The organism is Avrilella dinanensis, from assembly GCF_002807015.1.
In the GTDB taxonomy this organism is placed as follows: domain Bacteria; phylum Bacteroidota; class Bacteroidia; order Flavobacteriales; family Flavobacteriaceae; genus Flavobacterium; species Flavobacterium dinanensis.
Map to the genome: position 1 here is coordinate 1,756,005 of NZ_NIPO01000001.1, position 17,248 is coordinate 1,773,252.

General features: G+C 37.4%; 17 protein-coding genes and 1 pseudogene. 13 read left to right on the forward strand and 5 right to left on the reverse strand.

All coding sequences use genetic code 11. The features are described 5' to 3' along the window. Positions 1–24 precede the first annotated feature (24 nt). Positions 25–876, forward strand: a complete 852-nt coding sequence (locus CDL10_RS08405; protein WP_207760145.1) for an OmpA/MotB family protein — start codon at positions 25–27, stop codon at positions 874–876. A 76-nt stretch (positions 877–952) separates the two neighbouring features. Here CDL10_RS08405 and CDL10_RS08410 read toward each other — a convergent pair whose 3' ends face one another. Both CDL10_RS08410 and CDL10_RS08415 read right to left on the reverse strand, forming a co-directional pair. Continuing rightward, the gene (locus tag CDL10_RS08410; RefSeq protein WP_100678122.1) at positions 953–1,981 is read right to left on the reverse strand and encodes a T9SS type A sorting domain-containing protein; all 1,029 of its coding nucleotides are present in this window, start codon (positions 1,979–1,981) and stop codon (positions 953–955) included. A 77-nt stretch (positions 1,982–2,058) separates the two neighbouring features. Continuing rightward, positions 2,059–3,039, reverse strand: coding sequence for a LuxE/PaaK family acyltransferase (locus CDL10_RS08415; RefSeq protein WP_100678694.1), 981 nt, complete (start codon positions 3,037–3,039; stop codon positions 2,059–2,061). 156 nt (positions 3,040–3,195) lie between these two features. Here CDL10_RS08415 and CDL10_RS08420 point away from each other — a divergent pair, with 156 nt between their 5' ends. The 4 genes from CDL10_RS08420 (at position 3,196) to CDL10_RS08435 (ending at position 7,176) form a co-directional block, all read left to right on the forward strand. Then, positions 3,196–4,683, forward strand: a complete 1,488-nt coding sequence (locus tag CDL10_RS08420) for an aminotransferase-like domain-containing protein (RefSeq protein ID WP_100678123.1) — start codon at positions 3,196–3,198, stop codon at positions 4,681–4,683. Positions 4,684–4,760: 77 nt separating this feature from the next. Beyond that, positions 4,761–5,954 (forward strand): ADP-forming succinate--CoA ligase subunit beta, encoded by a 1,194-nt coding sequence (sucC, locus tag CDL10_RS08425; protein ID WP_100678124.1) that lies wholly within the window; start codon positions 4,761–4,763, stop codon positions 5,952–5,954. A gap of 146 nt (positions 5,955–6,100) precedes the next feature. After that, complete coding sequence (gene ric / locus CDL10_RS08430; protein WP_100678125.1) at positions 6,101–6,823, forward strand: iron-sulfur cluster repair di-iron protein; 723 nt, start codon at positions 6,101–6,103, stop codon at positions 6,821–6,823. Positions 6,824–6,825: 2 nt separating this feature from the next. Then, positions 6,826–7,176: a DUF488 domain-containing protein gene (locus tag CDL10_RS08435; protein ID WP_100678126.1), complete on the forward strand. Its 351-nt coding sequence runs from the start codon at positions 6,826–6,828 to the stop codon at positions 7,174–7,176. Positions 7,177–7,195: 19 nt separating this feature from the next. Here CDL10_RS08435 and CDL10_RS08440 read toward each other — a convergent pair. Then, a pseudogene (locus tag CDL10_RS08440) lies at positions 7,196–7,453 on the reverse strand (DUF1456 family protein); the annotation flags it as partial. 99 nt (positions 7,454–7,552) lie between these two features. Here CDL10_RS08440 and CDL10_RS08445 point away from each other — a divergent pair. Beyond that, a complete protein-coding gene (locus tag CDL10_RS08445; RefSeq protein WP_100678695.1) occupies positions 7,553–7,996 on the forward strand; it encodes a DUF4268 domain-containing protein in 444 nt (147 codons plus the stop codon). Between the two features lie 2 nt (positions 7,997–7,998). Further along, on the forward strand, positions 7,999–9,849 hold the full coding sequence (locus tag CDL10_RS08450) for a BamA/TamA family outer membrane protein (protein ID WP_207760146.1): 1,851 nt from the start codon (positions 7,999–8,001) through the stop codon (positions 9,847–9,849). Here CDL10_RS08450 and CDL10_RS08455 read toward each other — a convergent pair. Together CDL10_RS08455 and CDL10_RS08460 are read right to left on the reverse strand one after the other, a co-directional pair. Further along, positions 9,844–11,019, reverse strand: coding sequence for a GlmU family protein (locus CDL10_RS08455; protein WP_100678129.1), 1,176 nt, complete (start codon positions 11,017–11,019; stop codon positions 9,844–9,846). The two genes, CDL10_RS08450 and CDL10_RS08455, sit on opposite strands and share 6 nt — an antisense overlap. Before the next feature lie 69 nt (positions 11,020–11,088). Then, positions 11,089–12,216, reverse strand: a complete 1,128-nt coding sequence (locus tag CDL10_RS08460; protein WP_100678130.1) for a TlpA disulfide reductase family protein — start codon at positions 12,214–12,216, stop codon at positions 11,089–11,091. Positions 12,217–12,443: 227 nt separating this feature from the next. Here CDL10_RS08460 and CDL10_RS08465 point away from each other — a divergent pair, with 227 nt between their 5' ends. The 6 genes from CDL10_RS08465 (at position 12,444) to nadC (ending at position 17,246) form a co-directional block, all read left to right on the forward strand. After that, complete coding sequence (locus tag CDL10_RS08465; protein ID WP_100678131.1) at positions 12,444–13,400, forward strand: isopenicillin N synthase family dioxygenase; 957 nt, start codon at positions 12,444–12,446, stop codon at positions 13,398–13,400. Next, the gene (locus CDL10_RS08470) at positions 13,400–14,401 is read left to right on the forward strand and encodes a sensor histidine kinase (RefSeq protein ID WP_100678132.1); all 1,002 of its coding nucleotides are present in this window, start codon (positions 13,400–13,402) and stop codon (positions 14,399–14,401) included. Before CDL10_RS08465 ends, CDL10_RS08470 begins: the two co-directional genes overlap by 1 nt. Then, positions 14,398–15,072, forward strand: a complete 675-nt coding sequence (locus CDL10_RS08475) for a LytR/AlgR family response regulator transcription factor (protein ID WP_100678133.1) — start codon at positions 14,398–14,400, stop codon at positions 15,070–15,072. The genes CDL10_RS08470 and CDL10_RS08475 overlap by 4 nt, the downstream gene beginning before the upstream one ends. 185 nt (positions 15,073–15,257) lie before the next feature. After that, complete coding sequence (locus tag CDL10_RS08480; RefSeq protein WP_133119480.1) at positions 15,258–15,653, forward strand: hypothetical protein; 396 nt, start codon at positions 15,258–15,260, stop codon at positions 15,651–15,653. A gap of 74 nt (positions 15,654–15,727) precedes the next feature. Then, positions 15,728–16,333: a hypothetical protein gene (locus tag CDL10_RS08485; RefSeq protein WP_100678135.1), complete on the forward strand. Its 606-nt coding sequence runs from the start codon at positions 15,728–15,730 to the stop codon at positions 16,331–16,333. 49 nt (positions 16,334–16,382) lie between these two features. Continuing rightward, positions 16,383–17,246, forward strand: a complete 864-nt coding sequence (nadC, locus tag CDL10_RS08490; protein WP_100678136.1) for a carboxylating nicotinate-nucleotide diphosphorylase — start codon at positions 16,383–16,385, stop codon at positions 17,244–17,246. Positions 17,247–17,248 lie beyond the last annotated feature (2 nt).

Below are 17,248 nucleotides of genomic sequence, written 5' to 3' on the forward strand. Positions count from 1 at the left end.
CTTTATCCTTAAAAATAAATAATTATGAGAACAAAAGTTTTAATTCCGACTATTATTTTGGGGACACTTACCCTGACAAGTTGTGTTTCCAAAAAGAAGTATGCTCAGTTAGAAAGCAGCTATGCAACACTTCAAAACAATTACAACAAATCACAGGTTGATTTGAGTTCGTGTAATACCCGCGTACAAAGTTTAGAAGATATGCTGGCTCAGGAACGGGCAGCCAACGACGGTCTGAAAAAGGCACTGGCCTCTTTACAAAGTTCGTTAGACAACAGTATTACGCAAGGTAATGTAAACATTTCCAAGCTGGTGGACGAAATCAATGCGAGCAACAAGTATATTCAGCACTTGGTTAATGCCAAAAACAAAAGTGATTCTTTAAATATAGTATTGACCAACAATCTTACCCGTTCGTTGAGTCGTGAAGAGTTAAACGATGTAGATATTCAGGTACTGAAAGGAGTTGTTTATATTTCACTGGCAGACAATATGCTATATAAATCAGGAAGTTATGAAATTTCTGATCGGGCGAGTGAAACGCTGAGCAAAGTGGCTAAAATCATCAATGATTACAGCGATTATGATGTATTAGTTGAAGGTAACACCGACAATGTACCGATTTCACGTGAAAATATCCGTAACAACTGGGATTTGAGTACACTTCGTGCTTCATCTGTGGTTCAGGCATTGCAAAATCAATATGGTGTGAACCCGAAACGATTGACTGCCGGCGGACGCGGGGAATACAACCCGATTGCTGAAAACTCTACCGAAGCAGGGAAAGAACGCAATCGAAGAACACAAATTATTATTACTCCAAAGTTAGACGAGTTTATGGACTTGATTGACCAGGCTCCTGAAAGTGAAGAGTAAATAGCCAACCCAAAACATAAGAAATAAAAGGCTCGGATTTATTAAACCCGAGCCTTTGCATTTTTTAGAACAAAGCCTATTCAATAATTATCTTCTCTGTTTTATTACCTTTATCTGTTTGAATGACGAACAAATAAACACCTTTACTTAAATCGGAAACCGAAATATGGGTAAAATTATCTTTGACTGATTTTATCCATCTCCCCGAGTTATCCAATATTTGAACAGCTCTGAGTTGAATGTCATCAAGTTCTTTTTGTTGAACAGATACATAGTCAGATGCCGGATTTGGGAAAATATTTATAGACGATTCATCAAATGCCTGAGTAGAAGCCGTACAATCAATAGGATTATCAACAAAATGATACTCGACTCTGTCTTCACTGAGGATTATCCAATCAGCGTAAAGAGATTCTTGGTTTTGAGCAGCATTAACATCATCTACTTCAATACAAACAGAATTGATAATACCTCCGTCATCGGTTGGATCTTCAAACTGCGACCACCATGGAAAAAGACTTATGTCAATAGACATATCCGGATTGTTATTGCCGTTCTTTAAATTGATGTACTTAATTGAGGACATATTGTACAAATCAACTATTCTGATATTCGGATTGTTGCTAAAGTCTAATTCTTCAATAGAGTTAAACGGTCCTATATCAATTCCTGGATTACCTCCATAAAATTCTTCTAACAAAGTGTTGGCTGACAGATTTATAGGGTCAATCATTCCTTCTTCACCCAATCCTGTATGTACGAGATTTAATATTTTTAGTTGCGTGTTTTGAGAAAGGTCAATATGAGAAATAACAACAAAGCTTATACTTAATTTTTCCAAGGAAATGAAACCCTCGATACCTGTAAAATCAATTCCTTCATCATTAATATAAAAATTATCCATGTCAAGTGTTAATTCGGTAATGCCTTCTATGTCGCTTGTTAATATTTGCCCGTTGATTTCCTCGTCTGAGTCTATACCTAAATCAATTAACGCTTGTTCAAAATGCGGGTCAGGTATAGCTGTAGTTTGTGCTTTTACGGAAAAGCTAATCATTATTATTACGAATAATGCTATCTTTTTTATGTCTATTATTTTTTTCATAAGATAAGAAGTTTAATTTTCTCAAAAATACAAAAATTAACTACATTTTACAAAAAAACCATAAAAAACAAAGTTGCCTACCCTAACAACAAATTACACCCTCTGATGTCTGCATCATCAAAACGTCCAAGCACTTCAAATTGCCCGTCCGGGTATTTTCTGCCCAAATCTTGTGTAGCAATAAATGAGCACGAATTGATATTTGCCAAATCAATAATATTGATACCGCCTGCCTTTCCGTCGGGTAAAATAGTCAAAGGGTCTTCGGTATCACGAATGAGCATTTGAATCCAAGGTGGGCAATCAAAAACACCATTTCCTTTGGAGTACGCCTGTGACAATAATTCGGTCATACCGTACTCGGAATGAATATGTTGTACCCCGAAACCTATTTTCAGTACCTCGTGTAGCTCGGCACGAATCATTTCTTTTCGCCGACCTTTCATTCCGCCGGTTTCCATTACTATGGTATGCTTTAAATCAAATTGATATTTTTCAATCAAATCCAACAAAGCGAAACTCACACCTATTAATATAGTCGGTTGATTTTGTTCTTCAAGGCGTGAAAGTGTTTCCGCAAGTTCGTCCAGATTATGTAAATAAAATCCGCTCGACGGGTGTTCCGACTGCCGAATCATATCTTCTGCCATATAAATCAACGACGAACCTTGGCGTTCCAAATAAGACGGTAGCAATGCCAGCACTGCATAGTCTTTTATATTTCCGTAAAAATAGGTAAATCCTTTCCGGAAACTGTTTTCATACACTGAAATATCTGTTACCAAATGCTGGCTGACTTCACTTCCGGTTGTACCGCTACTGGTAAAAATCCTCTCAGGATTTCCGTTGCCGGTAATAATTGATTTGGACTTAAAGAAAGTAATCGGCAAAAATGGAATTTCATAAATCCGACTGACATTATCAGGATTTTTGTTCAGATAATCACAAAATTCCCGATAAACAGCATTGTGATGATACTGCCAATCAAAAACTTCCAAAGTTAATGTGGTAAAATCAGCTGAATGGCTAATTGAAAATATGCGGTCTTGCTGTATCACTTCCTGAAAATTATAGAATGCAAAAGTACAAAAAAAACGACCGGAAAAGGTCGTTTTGGTTTTGGTTACAAGCGATAAAATTTTATCATCAGTGTTTTTTGGTAATGCCAAAATTAGTATCTTTCCGGACGATTAGAATGAGCCATTTTTTATATTATGAGTAGTCCGGTTATACATTTTTTTGAAACAATTGATATTCAACCTGATACATCTCAGGCGATTTATATTCAAATTGCACAACAAATCACAGATGCTATTCAAAGAGGCATTTTACCCGCCGGAAGCAAACTACCCGGAACGCGGCAAATTGCTCAAATTATCGGTGTGCACAGAAAAACCGTTGTGGCAGCTTTTGAGGAACTCAATGTACAGGATTGGGTAAAAACTTATCCGAACAAAGGAACTTACGTCATAGAAAATAACCTCGCAGAACAACGTCCGCTTAAATCCAATTATTCCAAAAAATTTACGCCACCTTCTTTTTCGTTTAAGCAAACGCATTTGTTTGACCTGCCGGATTATCCCCAAAAAACGGATTATTTCTTCACAGACGGAACACCTGATATCAGGATAAATGCAGTGCAACAATGGCAAAAATACTATACAGCAACCGCCCGGCGAAAAACCGTGTGGAACAATCAAAAATGGTATCTGCCTCATCGCAAACCGCTACACACCCAACTGAGCAATTACCTCAACATCACCCGGGGACTCCGAATTTCTTCCGATAACTTACTGATAACTCAAAATGCCGGTATGAGCCTTTATCTTCTCACAGAAATTTTACTGGATAAAGAAGATACTATCGCAGTGGCTGAAAAAAATTATTATAAAGCCAATATGATTTTCCAGAAAAACGGAACAAAAGTAAAAGCTATTCCGACAGATAAGGAAGGCATGAACATAGATGAACTGGAAAAAATCTGTCAAGAAAGTCAAATAAGAGCGGTGTATGTGATGCCTCACGCCCACTACCCGACCACTGTTTCGCTGAGTAAAACCAGAAGGTTGAAATTGCTGAATCTTGCCCGACAATACGATTTTATCATTATCGAAGACGATTGGGATTATGATTTGCAGTATGAAAAAATGAGCAGCCTGCCTTTGTATAGTGCAGACGACAACGACAGAGTTATATATATTGGTGAAATCGGTAAAAATCTGATTCCGGGTTATCAGACAGGATTTATTACCGGTAACGAAAATCTGATTCGAACCCTCGAACAGTTTTCACATACCTTTACTCAAGGTGAAAATGTACTGATGCAAATGACTCTTGCTGAGATGCTCGAAGAAGGTGAAATCCAAAAACATATCAAAAAATCGAAAAAAATATATCAACAACGGCGGGATTATTTTGGGTATCTGCTCAATGAATGGTTTTCGGAAGATTTTGATTTTTCCTTTCCTCACGGCGGATTAGCATTTTGGCTGGAATCTAAAAACAGACAGTTTAATTTAATGAAAATCAGTCAGAAATGTCTGGAAAACAAATTATATATTCCACCCAATTTGCTGTATCAAAATCAAAAAGAAAGTGCAATGCGATTGGGATTCGGACATCTGAATGAACAAGAAGCAGAAAAATGTTTAAAAATTCTCAAAGAAACGATAACAGAGCAATCAACAAAAGTTAAAAACTAATTTGTTAGGCAATTACAAACCAATTTATTATTTTTGCGTCACAATTTACTTTAATCTAAATCAGAAAAAAATTTATAATGAATTTACACGAATTTCAAGGCAAACAAATATTAGCCAGCTACGGTGTGCGTGTGCAACGCGGAAATGTAGCCAGCACAGCAGAAGAAGCGGTAGAAGCTGCCAAAAAACTAACTGAAGAAACCGGCACAGGCTGGCACGTAATCAAAGCTCAGATTCACGCAGGTGGTCGCGGTAAAGGCGGCGGTGTGAAACTGGCAAAAAACTTAGACGAAGTTAAAGAAATCTCCGGTCAGATTATCGGAATGGATTTGATTACGCCGCAAACACCTCCGACCGGTAAACGTGTAAACCGTGTTTTGATTGCGGAAGATGTTTACTATCCGGGCGACAATGAGCCTTCTGAATTTTATATGTCTGTTTTGTTAGACCGTTCAAAAGGACGAAACATGATTATGTATTCCACCGAAGGAGGAATGGACATCGAGGAAGTTGCCGAAAAAACACCTCATTTGATTTTCAAAGAAGAAATTGACCCAGCTGTCGGATTACAAGGTTTCCAAGCTCGTAAAATAGCTTTCAACTTAGGACTATCCGGAGCAGCATTCAAAGAAATGGTAAAATTCGTTGATGCTTTGTATAAAGCTTATGTTGGTTGTGATGCTTCAATGTTTGAAATCAACCCGGTATTAAAAACTTCAGACGATAAAATTATTGCGGTAGATGCTAAGGTTACCTTAGACGACAACGCTTTGTACCGTCACTCGGATTATGCTGAAATGCGTGATATCACAGAAGAAAGACCTATCGAAGTAGAAGCAAAAGCAGCCGGATTAAACTATGTTGACCTCGACGGAACTGTTGGTTGTATGGTAAACGGAGCCGGACTGGCAATGGCAACCATGGATTTGATTAAATATGCCGGTTTTGAACCTGCAAACTTCTTGGACGTTGGTGGAACTGCTGATGCCAAACGCGTGGAAACAGCTTTCCGTATCATTCTGAAAGACCCGAATGTAAAAGCAATTTTGATTAACATTTTTGGAGGAATCGTTCGTTGCGACCGCGTAGCCCAAGGTGTTGTTGATGCTTATAAAAACATGGGAGACGACATCAATGTGCCTATCATCGTTCGTTTGCAAGGAACCAATGCTGATTTGGCAAAACAAATCATTGATGAATCAGGTATGCCAATTCTTTCTGCTATCGAATTTCAGGAAGCTGCCGACCAAGTTAAAAATGCTTTGTCATAATTAATAAATAACTTGTTATAATTGTTCAAAAACGGTTTTTATCATGATAAAAACCGTTTTTTTTATTCCGTATATTTATTTGCGACAAATTTGTCTGAAATAAAAAATTATCTTATATTTGTTCAGTCATTAAAATCAAAAAAAATATGGAAAGCTTTTCAACCAAAGACATCGTAGGCGAAATCGTCGCCAAAAATTACAAAACGGCAAAAATATTCAAAGATAATCACATTGATTACTGCTGTAACGGCAAAAGAACGATTGCAGACGCCTGTGCATCACAAAACATTGATGAAGCAAAAATCATCGAAGAACTTAACCGTGTACAATCTACAGAAAATTCTGCTGCTACAGATTACAACAGTTGGCCGATAGATTTACTGGCGGATTATGTAGAAAAAAAACACCACCGATACGTGGAAGAAAAAATACCGGAAATTCAGCCACTAATCCATAAAATTGTGTCCGTTCACGGCAACCGCCACCCTGAACTGGAAAAAATAGCCGAACTATTCAAGGAAACTTCCGGCGAATTAACCAAACACATGAAAAAAGAAGAGCTGATGTTGTTTCCGTATATTAAAAATCTGGTAAAAGCAAAAGAAAATGGTGCTATCCCTGCCCCACCGTTCGGAACAGTTGCTAACCCAATCCAGCAAATGATGCACGAACACGACACGGAAGGCGAACGTTTCAGACAGATAGCCCAACTTGCCGACAATTACACCCTGCCAAGCGATGCGTGCAATACTTATCGGGTAACATTTCAACTGCTGAAAGAATTTGAAGAAGATTTACATTTGCATATTCATCTGGAAAATAATATCTTGTTCCCTAAAGCCATGCAATTAGAAAATGAATTACAATAAAAATGATTAGCATCAAACGGATTTATGAAGATTCATCTTCCGAAGATGGGTACAGAATGCTGGTGGACAGACTTTGGCCTCGGGGAATGAGCAAGGAAAAAGCCAATCTTGACGAGTGGAATAAATCTGTTGCACCATCAACCGATTTGAGAAAATGGTTTGGTCATCGTCCCGAACGATTTGAGGAATTTTCTCAACATTATGAATCTGAGCTGGAAAACCATCAAGATGAATTAAACAAATTGCGGGATATTGCCAAAAAACAAAATCTGACGTTGCTATATGCCGCAAAAAATCCGGAAATAAATCATGCTGTTGTTCTCAAAAAGGTTTTGGAAAACAATATAGCCTAAATTACTACTTTTTCCCAAATTTTCGGTTGAGTAATACCTCTCCCGGATTTTTGGGATTTTCTTTGCTTCCTCTCAGGTATATAACTAACCCGTTCAGGAAATTACGCAAAATCTGGTCTTTGCATTCTACATATTTCGGGTGGTCTTCGTTGCGGAAAAAATTGCCTATTTCGCCTTTTGAAATTCTGAAATCTACCAAAGACAAAATATTAACTATCTCATCATCACGCAACTGCAAAGCAACTCTCAGCTTTTTTAAAACATCATTGTTCGTCATAATCATACTTTACGTGCAAAAATAATGATATATTTATTATTACTGACCAATAAAGATTTATTTTCCCTATATTTATTGGTTGATAACAAACGGACGGAAATGTATTCAAAAGAAGAGACTAAATTAATCAAACAGCGGTTTTGGACAGAATTCGGGCAGACTTATCCAAGGAAATGGCTGTTACATAAAACCAAAATAAAAGATTTTTCCTTCAAATTTTATGCAGATAACAAAAAAGCCTGCGTAATGCTCGATATGGAGCAAAAAGACGATGAGCTAAGAAAAATTTATTATCAGAAAATAGAATCTTTAAAAAATATTCTCACTGAAAATCATCTGCCGGGAGTTATTTTTGAAGAAAATTATTACCTGGATAACGGCAAACTGATTAGCCGTATATGGGTCGAAAAAGACGGTGTTTCTATAAACAATCCAAAAACATGGGACGACATTTTTGTCTTTTTCCACGATAATATGAATGAATTTGAATTATTTTTCTACGAGTTTGAAGATTATATCAAAGATTTAGATATCAATACCTGACATTGAGTTTCCGATTAAAAATATATGGTCTTTTGTTGCTGTTTTGTCTGATTACACATGGTGTGAACGGACAAATTCAGGACACTATTGTGGACAGAGCTCCGCAAGACAGGGAAAAACTCGAAGAACTCACTTCAAAAAGCAAGTTTACGCGATGGTTGCGGAAAACCATATTTAAACCCAAGAGAATACAAACACAGCAAACTAATATTCAAGCAGTTAATCTAAATGAAATTGACAAAGATTTTGAAAAATTTCAGGGTAAAATTATTAGAAATATAAATATTGAAACCTTAGACCCTTTTGGATATTCAGAAAAAGACACTACTCGTGTTCCGACAAAAACCATAGATAAAATCGGGAATAGTCTTCACTTGAAAACCAAAGCATTTACTATCAAAAATCTATTATTATTTAAAAAACATAAGTCTTTTGATTCTATACAAATCAAAGAGAGTGAACGTATTATCCGTTCGCAAAGATATATCCGCAGAGTAATTATCAACCCGAAAGAAATTGCCAACAATCCTGATTCGGTGGATATCAATATCCGTGTGTTGGACTCCTGGAGTATTTATCCGACCGGCAGTATTTCCACATCAAGTATGCGTCTGCGAATGGCGTCATATAATTTCGGCGGGTTCGGACATTATTTTTCCAACGAATATCGCACCCGGTTTAATGAAGGCAGACAAGGTTATGCTTCACAATATCAGCTAAACAATATTGCCAATACTTTCATTACGGCAGGTATCAGCTACCGGGACGATTTGGATAATAATATCTCAAAAACACTCTACGCCGAGCGACCTTTTTACTCGCCGCTTACCAAATGGGCAGGTGGTTTCTCGGTAGGACAGTACCACTATAAAGATTCGGTATATAACATTAATAGTGAATCCATCAGACATGAGTTAAAATACAATAATATTGACGTTTGGGGGGGATATGCCATAAAATTAACAGAAAAAGAAACGGTAAATAAAGTCATTACCAATCTGGTTACTTCGGTTCGGTTCACAGGGGTCGACCATCTGCAAAAGCCTGACCCACAATACAATCCTTATAATTATTATTCGGACAGCAAGCGTTTTTTGGTTAGTGTAGGTATCAACTCACTGAATTATATGCAGGACAGATATATTTACGAGCACGACCGGATTGAGGATATTGCTGTCGGAAAAATTTTCTCGATTACTTCAGGTTTTCAACAGTTAGACGACCGGACAAGGACATATTTAGGAGCCCGGTTTGCTTTAGGCAAATATACTCAATCCGGTTATTTTGGCGGGGAAGTACAATGGGGGAGTTATTTTCATAAAAACCACTCCGAACAAAGTGTTTTCCGGTTGGAAGGGATTTATTTCACGCGCACGTTCAGTTTAGGCAACTGGCTTTTTCGGCAATTTGTTAATCCTGAGCTGGTGTATGGATATAATCGTTTAGATTATTTCAAAGACAAGATTACACTCAACGGCACGTATGGAATTGATGGTTTTGACAGTTATAATCTGAGAGGAACGAAAAAATTATTGCTTAACTTTCAGACCCAGTCCTATGCACCAAATTCATGGTTTGGATTTCGTTTCAGTCCTTTTCTTTCCGGGTCATTAGGATTAATTTCAGACCATGGGGAAAATTTATTCGACAGTGAACTTTACACTTCTGTTACATTGGGTGTGATGATTACCAACGATTTTTTGAATGTGAGTAAAATTCAGCTATCTATCAGTTATTACCCGAAAATGCCCGGTGTAGGAAATCACATTATCCACACCAATCGTATCCGAAATAGTAATTTTGGATTGCAGGATTTCAGATATGGAACACCTCAAACCGTGCCTTATTTATGATTTCTGCCACTCGGTTGTTTCGTTATAAATATGTGTGAGTATATCCTTATCGTCCTGAGTAAGCTCCTGATGACGGCGTTTCATCACAATCTCAGCTGTCTGTAAAGCTTTGTTAATCATATAACTTTGTGTACCTTGAGGGCCTCCCCAAGTAAAATTCGGAATATAATTTCTTGGGAATCCTGCACCGAAAACGTTTGCACTCACCCCGACTACAGTTCCGGTGTTGAACATCGTATTGATACCGCATTTGCTATGGTCTGCCATCATCAATCCGCAAAACTGTAATCCTGTTTTTTCAAAAGAATCGCTTTCGTAACTCCACAATTTGACTTCATCATAGTTATTTTTCAGGTTGGAATTATTACTGTCTGCACCGATATTACACCATTCGCCCAGCACTGAATTTCCCAGAAAACCATCGTGTCCTTTATTAGAATAGCCGAATAACACAGAATTGTTTACCTCTCCTCCCACTCTGCAATGTGGTCCTATGGTCGTGGCTCCGTATATTTTTGCTCCTAACTTAACCTGAGATTCTTCGCCCAAAGCGAATGGCCCTCTGATAACACTTCCTTCCATTACTTCGGCATTTTTCCCGATATAAATCGGTCCGGACAAAGCGTTCAGAATAACAAAGTTAAGCACAGCTCCTTCTTCAATAAAGATATTTTCTTTGCTGAGATATTGCACAGTATCCGGAATAGGTTCTGAGTCCCTACCTTCAGTAATCAAATCAAAATCAGCACGCAATGCAATATCATTTTTTCCAAAAATATCATAAGGCTTACAGATTACTGTACATTCTTGCTCAAAAAGGATTTGTTCGTAGGTATCGAAATCCACTTCTTCCTGATTTTCATAGGCATAAAAAGCAACTATCTCATCATCATGAAACAAAGCCTGGTTGGGTTGCAGATTTTTGATAGATTCTACTAAATTTTCATTTGGCAGATAAGATGAATTAATAAACACGTTTTCCTCCATTTCTACCATCGGATATTTCTCTGCAAGATAATCTTCAGTAACCGTCGAGGTCGTACACCCGAGGTGATACTCCCATTTTTCGCGAATGGTCAATATCCCGACTCTTATATCTGCCACCGGACGGGTAAATGTAAACGGTAAAAGAGCATCTCTGTATGCCCCATCAAATAAAATGTAATTCATATCTATCAAATAAAAAAAATGCCTTAACAAATGTAAGGCATTTTTATAAAACGAAATCTTTGGTTGAGATTATTTTGCTAATAATTCAGCAATTTTATCCTCTAATTCCTGTCCTCTCAAATCTTTGGCTGCAATGTTTCCGTCAGCATCTAAAATGAAAGTAGCCGGAATTGCGTTAATATTGTATTCTTTAGCAATTGGGTCGCTGAAATAGGCAAGATTAGAAATTTGTGTCCAAGTCAACCCGTCGTCCGCAATAGCTTTCAACCAAGCGTCTTTATCTCTGTCTAAAGAAACACCGATAATACTTAATCCCTGATCTTTATATTTCTCATAAATTCTAACCACATTCGGATTTTCTTTTCGGCAAGGTCCACACCAGGCTGCCCAGAAATCAATCACGGTTACTTTACCTAAGTTTTCTTTCAAAGATTCCTCTGTTCCTTCAGGTGTTGGTGCTGAAAAGTCTGGTGCTGGTTGTCCGATAGCTAATTTAGCCGCATTATTAACCAATTCCTGTATATCTTTACCCACCTTAGTTGCCTTAAGCGAATCGTCCATTCCATTATAGATTTCAATCAGCTCTTCGTCAGTAATTTGTTTGTTTTGGTGCAATTGACTCAACATCATCAGAGAAGCGAAGTTTTTATTATTCTTTACAAAATTTTTAGAAACCTCACCCAATTCATCGGCAATCTTCATGTATTCTTCTCTCAGCTCATTCATAACGGTTTCGTCTCCGCTCATTCGAGCCTGCATCATTTTTTCGTTATTTTCTTCCTCAAAACGCTTTATTTTTTCCTCAACCGGTTTAGTCTGCTCTCTGAATGTCATAAAAGAATCATTGCCTTCAGTACCGGTAACTTTGGTGTTTTCGGTTTTATCTTTATCGTAAACAACTGTTATTTCTCCGTTTTCATAAATAAAAGGAAGATAGTACATTTGTTCCTGACCAAACTCCAGATATTTCATATCAATTTCGTCTGCCTTACCGGCAAATGTGAATTTTCCTTCTGTTATTGCAACAGAATCTATTTTGGTCAAACCAGTATCTGAGTTTTCGTCGGCACTATTGATGTACACCATCGTTCCGTCCGCAAAACCTGTCACAGTACCGTTAATCGTAAATCCTTCTTGTTTTTGCTCACAAGAAATCAGCATCGCCATTGCCCCTAAGGCAAATAAAAACTTTTTCATTTTTTTGTCTTTTGTTTAAGGGGCTAATTTATAAAAAATATAGTCTATCTGAGAATATTTTAGATTATTTTATCACTATCGACCAATTTACCAATAAAATAACCCAAAGAATTACACTCAACCAATCCCATTGTGCCCGAATATTTCTATTTTTTCTTTATATTATTCTGTTCAAATGTTTTTTATTTGCTAAATTTCGGCTAATTATTACACTAAAGTAAATAGCGATGCAAAAAATACCTAGCGTAAACCTGGAAGATTTTTTATCAGGCGACGAAAACAGACGGCAAAAATTTGTCAGTGAAATTGGAAAAGCCTACGAAGAAATCGGTTTTGTTGCTTTGAAAGGTCATTTTTTAGACCAACAATTAGTAGATGATTTATATCGGCAAATAAAAACATTTTTCAATCTGCCGGCAGCAACAAAATCTAAGTATGAAATACCTGGTATCGGTGGGCAAAGAGGATATGTATCGTTCGGAAAAGAAACTGCTAAAGGCTTTAAAACTGCTGATTTGAAAGAATTCTGGCACTTTGGTCAGTATGTAGAAAACGATGCTGAGCTCGAAGCCAGATATCCGAAGAATGTTATTGTTGAGGAGCTACCGGAATTCAACGAAATTGGAAAGAAAACCTATAAAATGCTTGAAAAAACAGGCGTTTATGTATTACGGGCATTGGCTTTATATCTCGATTTGAACGAGTTTTATTTTGACGACCTTGTCCGAAACGGAAATTCTATTTTGCGACCGATACACTATCCTCCCATTCTCGAAGAACCCAGAGATGCGGTGCGTGCGGCTGCACATGGCGACATCAATCTGATTACGCTGCTGATGGGTGCTCAAGGAAAAGGGTTACAGGTTCAGAACCACGAAGGCGAATGGGTGGATGCGATTGCCGAAGAAGACGAATTGATGATTAATGTCGGCGATATGCTGTCGAGATTGACCAATAATAAACTAAAATCTACTATTCACCGGGTGGTTAATCCGCCGAGAGAATTGTGGGCAAGTTCGCGTTACTCTATTCCTTTTTTTATGCACCCTAAAGCCGACACTTCGCTTAATGTGCTTGAAAATTGTATTGATGAAAACCACCCGAAATTATATGATGATATTACCGCCGGCGAATTTCTGACTGAGCGGTTGATTGAATTAGGTTTGATTAAAAAAGAAAAATAATGAAATTTCCGGACAAGCAAACCTTGTTGATTATATTAGTTTCGGTAATATTTATCGCCGTACCGATATTGAGCTCGGTCGAGATTTATTCCGGAAAATCGCCTTTGCAATCTGTCGATTTTTTACAGAAATTCTGCGGAACATTGCTCGTGGTCATTTTTTTCTATTTCAACTATTATTATCTCATTCCAAGACTGCACAACAAAGGAACTTTTTGGGTATATTTATTTATTGTTGCCATATTCGGATTCATTATTGTTCGTGCTCCACATCTTATTTTTCCGGAAGTCGGTTATTCGGTCAAAAATCCTACTTTCTGGCACCAGCTTATTTCCGACAAAACTTTTTATGAATTTCTGATTTCGGTATTGATTGCTATATTACTCACGCTTAACAAACAAATGAGCATCATCGGGCAGGAAAAACTTAAATCGGAAGTGGCTTATCTCAAAGCTCAAATCAATCCGCATTTTTTATTTAACACACTCAACAGCCTGTATGCCTTGACGTTAGAAAAATCAGACGAAGCTCCGGAAGCCATTTTGAAATTGTCCGACATCATGCGGTATGTGGTTATAGAAAGTAGTAACGAAAAAGTGGAATTGCGGAAAGAAATCAATTATATCCAGAATTATATCGAACTGCAAAAACTACGTGTGGGCGGCAACACGGATTTTCAGCTGAAAATTTCCGGAAAAATTTCCAATCAAATTATTACTCCGTTGATTTTTATTCCGTTTATCGAAAATGCTTTTAAATATGGACTGAGTACAAGCCAAAAATCTTTTATTCACATCAATATCAATATTTTTCCGACTTCGGTTGAAATGGATATTAAGAACAGTAAATCAGGTAATTATCCAAAAAATCATAAAAAAAGTAATACCGGCATACAAAATACCAGACAACGGTTGATGTATATTTACCCAAACCAGCATAAACTGAAAATCACTGATAATGAAGATGTTTTTCATGTTTATCTTAAAATAAATGTAGAATGATACAAGCAATAGCGATTGACGACGAACCGCTGGCACTGAAAGTAATCGAACACCATTGCAAAAAAACGGCCGGCATCAAACTGGAAAAAACGTTTACCAACTTGCAGGAAGCCTATAAATATCTGGAAGAATATCCGGTTGATTTGTTGTTTCTGGACATAGAAATGCCCCAGCAAAACGGCGTGGATTTTTACAAATCTCTGTCCGTCAAACCTTCGGTTATTTTCACAACGGCTTACGACCATTATGCCATTGAAGGATTTAATGTGAATGCGGTGGATTATATCCTGAAACCTATCAGCCTCGACAGATTTCAGACAGCAGTAGAAAAGACAAAGAACTACCTGGAAAAAGTGGTGGATTACCTGATGATTCGGGCTGATTACAAGTTGTATAAAGTAGATTATTCTGAAATTTTATACATCGAAAGTTTAGACGATTATATTCAGATTTATTTAAACAGCAAAAGCAAAATCATCGCAAGAATGTCAATGAAAAACATCATTGAAAAACTGCCGTCTGAAATGTTTATCCGCATACACCGTTCGTATATTATCCCGACTGCCCGCGTGCAATCAATTAAAAATAAACAGATTGTGTTACCCGAAATTACTTTGCCCGTCGGAGAAACTTTTCGGGAAAATGTACTCAAAAAATTTGAAAATCAATAATTATTTATTAGTTTTGCTTTAACTTCGGTTTTATACCGAGGGTTTCATAAGTGTTTTTTTGGTTACAAGCGAGAGGTGGTTCTCTCGCTTATTTTTTTATCTTAACGTAAAATTAGGAATTGCAAGGACAAACATTTATATTTACTTCGTTAAACATTGATTTCAGTAACACAATTCGTTCAAATATGAGGAAAATTATTTTGATTTTTCTGGCAGTAACAAGCTTGACAGCCTGTACAACCGACCACTACACCGGCGAAGAACGCACTGTTCTGGAAGGGCGTGTGGTATCCGGGCAAACCGCCGTAAACGGTGTAGAAATTATGGTTTTTCCTACTTCCTTCCTTCCTGAAAGCAGCAATATTTCAGAGTTAGATTTCCAGAATCCGAATTCAGCAAATGCCATTTCATACACCAAAACTGACCAAAACGGTAATTTCAGTCTGAGTTTCCCAAAAAACGAAAGCAACGACGTTTATTACATTAGGATAGAAAAAGGTCATACCACAAAATATTATGGATATATTTCCGAATATAACGTAACAGATTATTATATCAATGTCGGGGCACTTAATTTTTAGTCCTATGAAAGCCCATAACAAGCATTAATAAAGAATAAATAAAACCAAATCAATGGTTTATAAATTGCATATAGATGAAAAAACTAATACTTTTAACTACATTTTTATATTCATCACTGAGTTTTGCTCAAAACATCAAAAAAGAATTGTGGTTCGGACAAGATTTTGAACTCGGCGGAGGAATCACAAACCTCGTGCCCAACGAAAGTATGATGGGCGACGCACACCAGTCCGGTCAGCTTTCCGCTTTTGCTAAAATCGGAATTGTACATTACAAGCAATTCTCTTTGGGACTGCATGGAAGTTTGTCAAGAATGCGAGTCAAAGACCCACAATATTACGGACTTTTCAAACGTACTAATTTTTACACTTTCGGGCCTTACGTGAGTTTTTATCAACCCATAGCCGACGATATGATTTTGGAACCTCATATATCGTATGATTATTCTGAATATACAGGAACATCAGGCAGAAAAGAACTCAGGTTTGACGGCGATGGATTAGGAATCGGATTAGATTTTGAGTATCATACAGGAAATAATATGTTTGTGCTGTTCGGGCTGAAATATACTATCAGCAAACTGAGAGCAACGACCAACCCGAATTGGGAAAAATATCTGAATAATTACAATTTCCTTTCAGCCAAAATTGCATTCAAATTTGCCAAATATCGGTATTAAATCAATCCGTAAAACAGTATAAATTCGTACTTTAGCCAAAAAAAGAAAAATGATTAGCCAGGAACAATTTGACAACGAGTTACAGTTTATTATAGAAAACGCAATCCGCGAAGATGTGGGAGATGGCGACCATAGTTCATTAGCCTGTATTCCGGCTGATGCTACGGGAAAAGCAAAATTACTGGTAAAAGACGACGGAATCCTTGCCGGCGTTGAATTTGCCAAAATGGTTTTTAATTACGTCGATTCCGATATGGAAGTCGAAGTGCTGATTGAAGACGGAGCACCAGTAAAATACGGCGACATCGCATTTTATGTAACCGGAAAATCTCAGTCGATATTGAAAGCCGAACGCGTGGTGCTGAACTGCATGCAACGAATGAGTGCCATCGCTACAAAAACCCGGTATTTTACGGATTTAGTAGCCGGAACAAAAGCTAAAGTTTTGGATACGCGAAAAACCACACCCGGAATCCGGGCTATCGAAAAATGGGCAGTAAAAATCGGTGGCGGCGAAAATCATCGTTTCGCCTTGTACGATATGATTATGCTCAAAGACAACCACATTGATTTTGCTGGCGGAATCACAGCAGCGATTAACCAAACCAAAACCTATCTGAGAGAAAACAACAAAGATTTGAAAATCATTGTTGAAGCTCGTGATTTGAACGAAATAGAAGAAATTTTGCAGAATGACGGGGTTTATCAGATTCTGATTGATAATTTTAATTATGAAGATACCCGAAAAGCCGTAGAAATGATAAACGGAAAATGTTTTGCGGAATCTTCGGGTAATATTAACGAAAAAACCATTCGCAATTATGCTGAATGCGGGGTAGATTTCATTTCGAGCGGTGCATTGACCCACTCGGTTTACAATATGGATTTGAGCCTGAAAGCAGTTGTGGAATAACC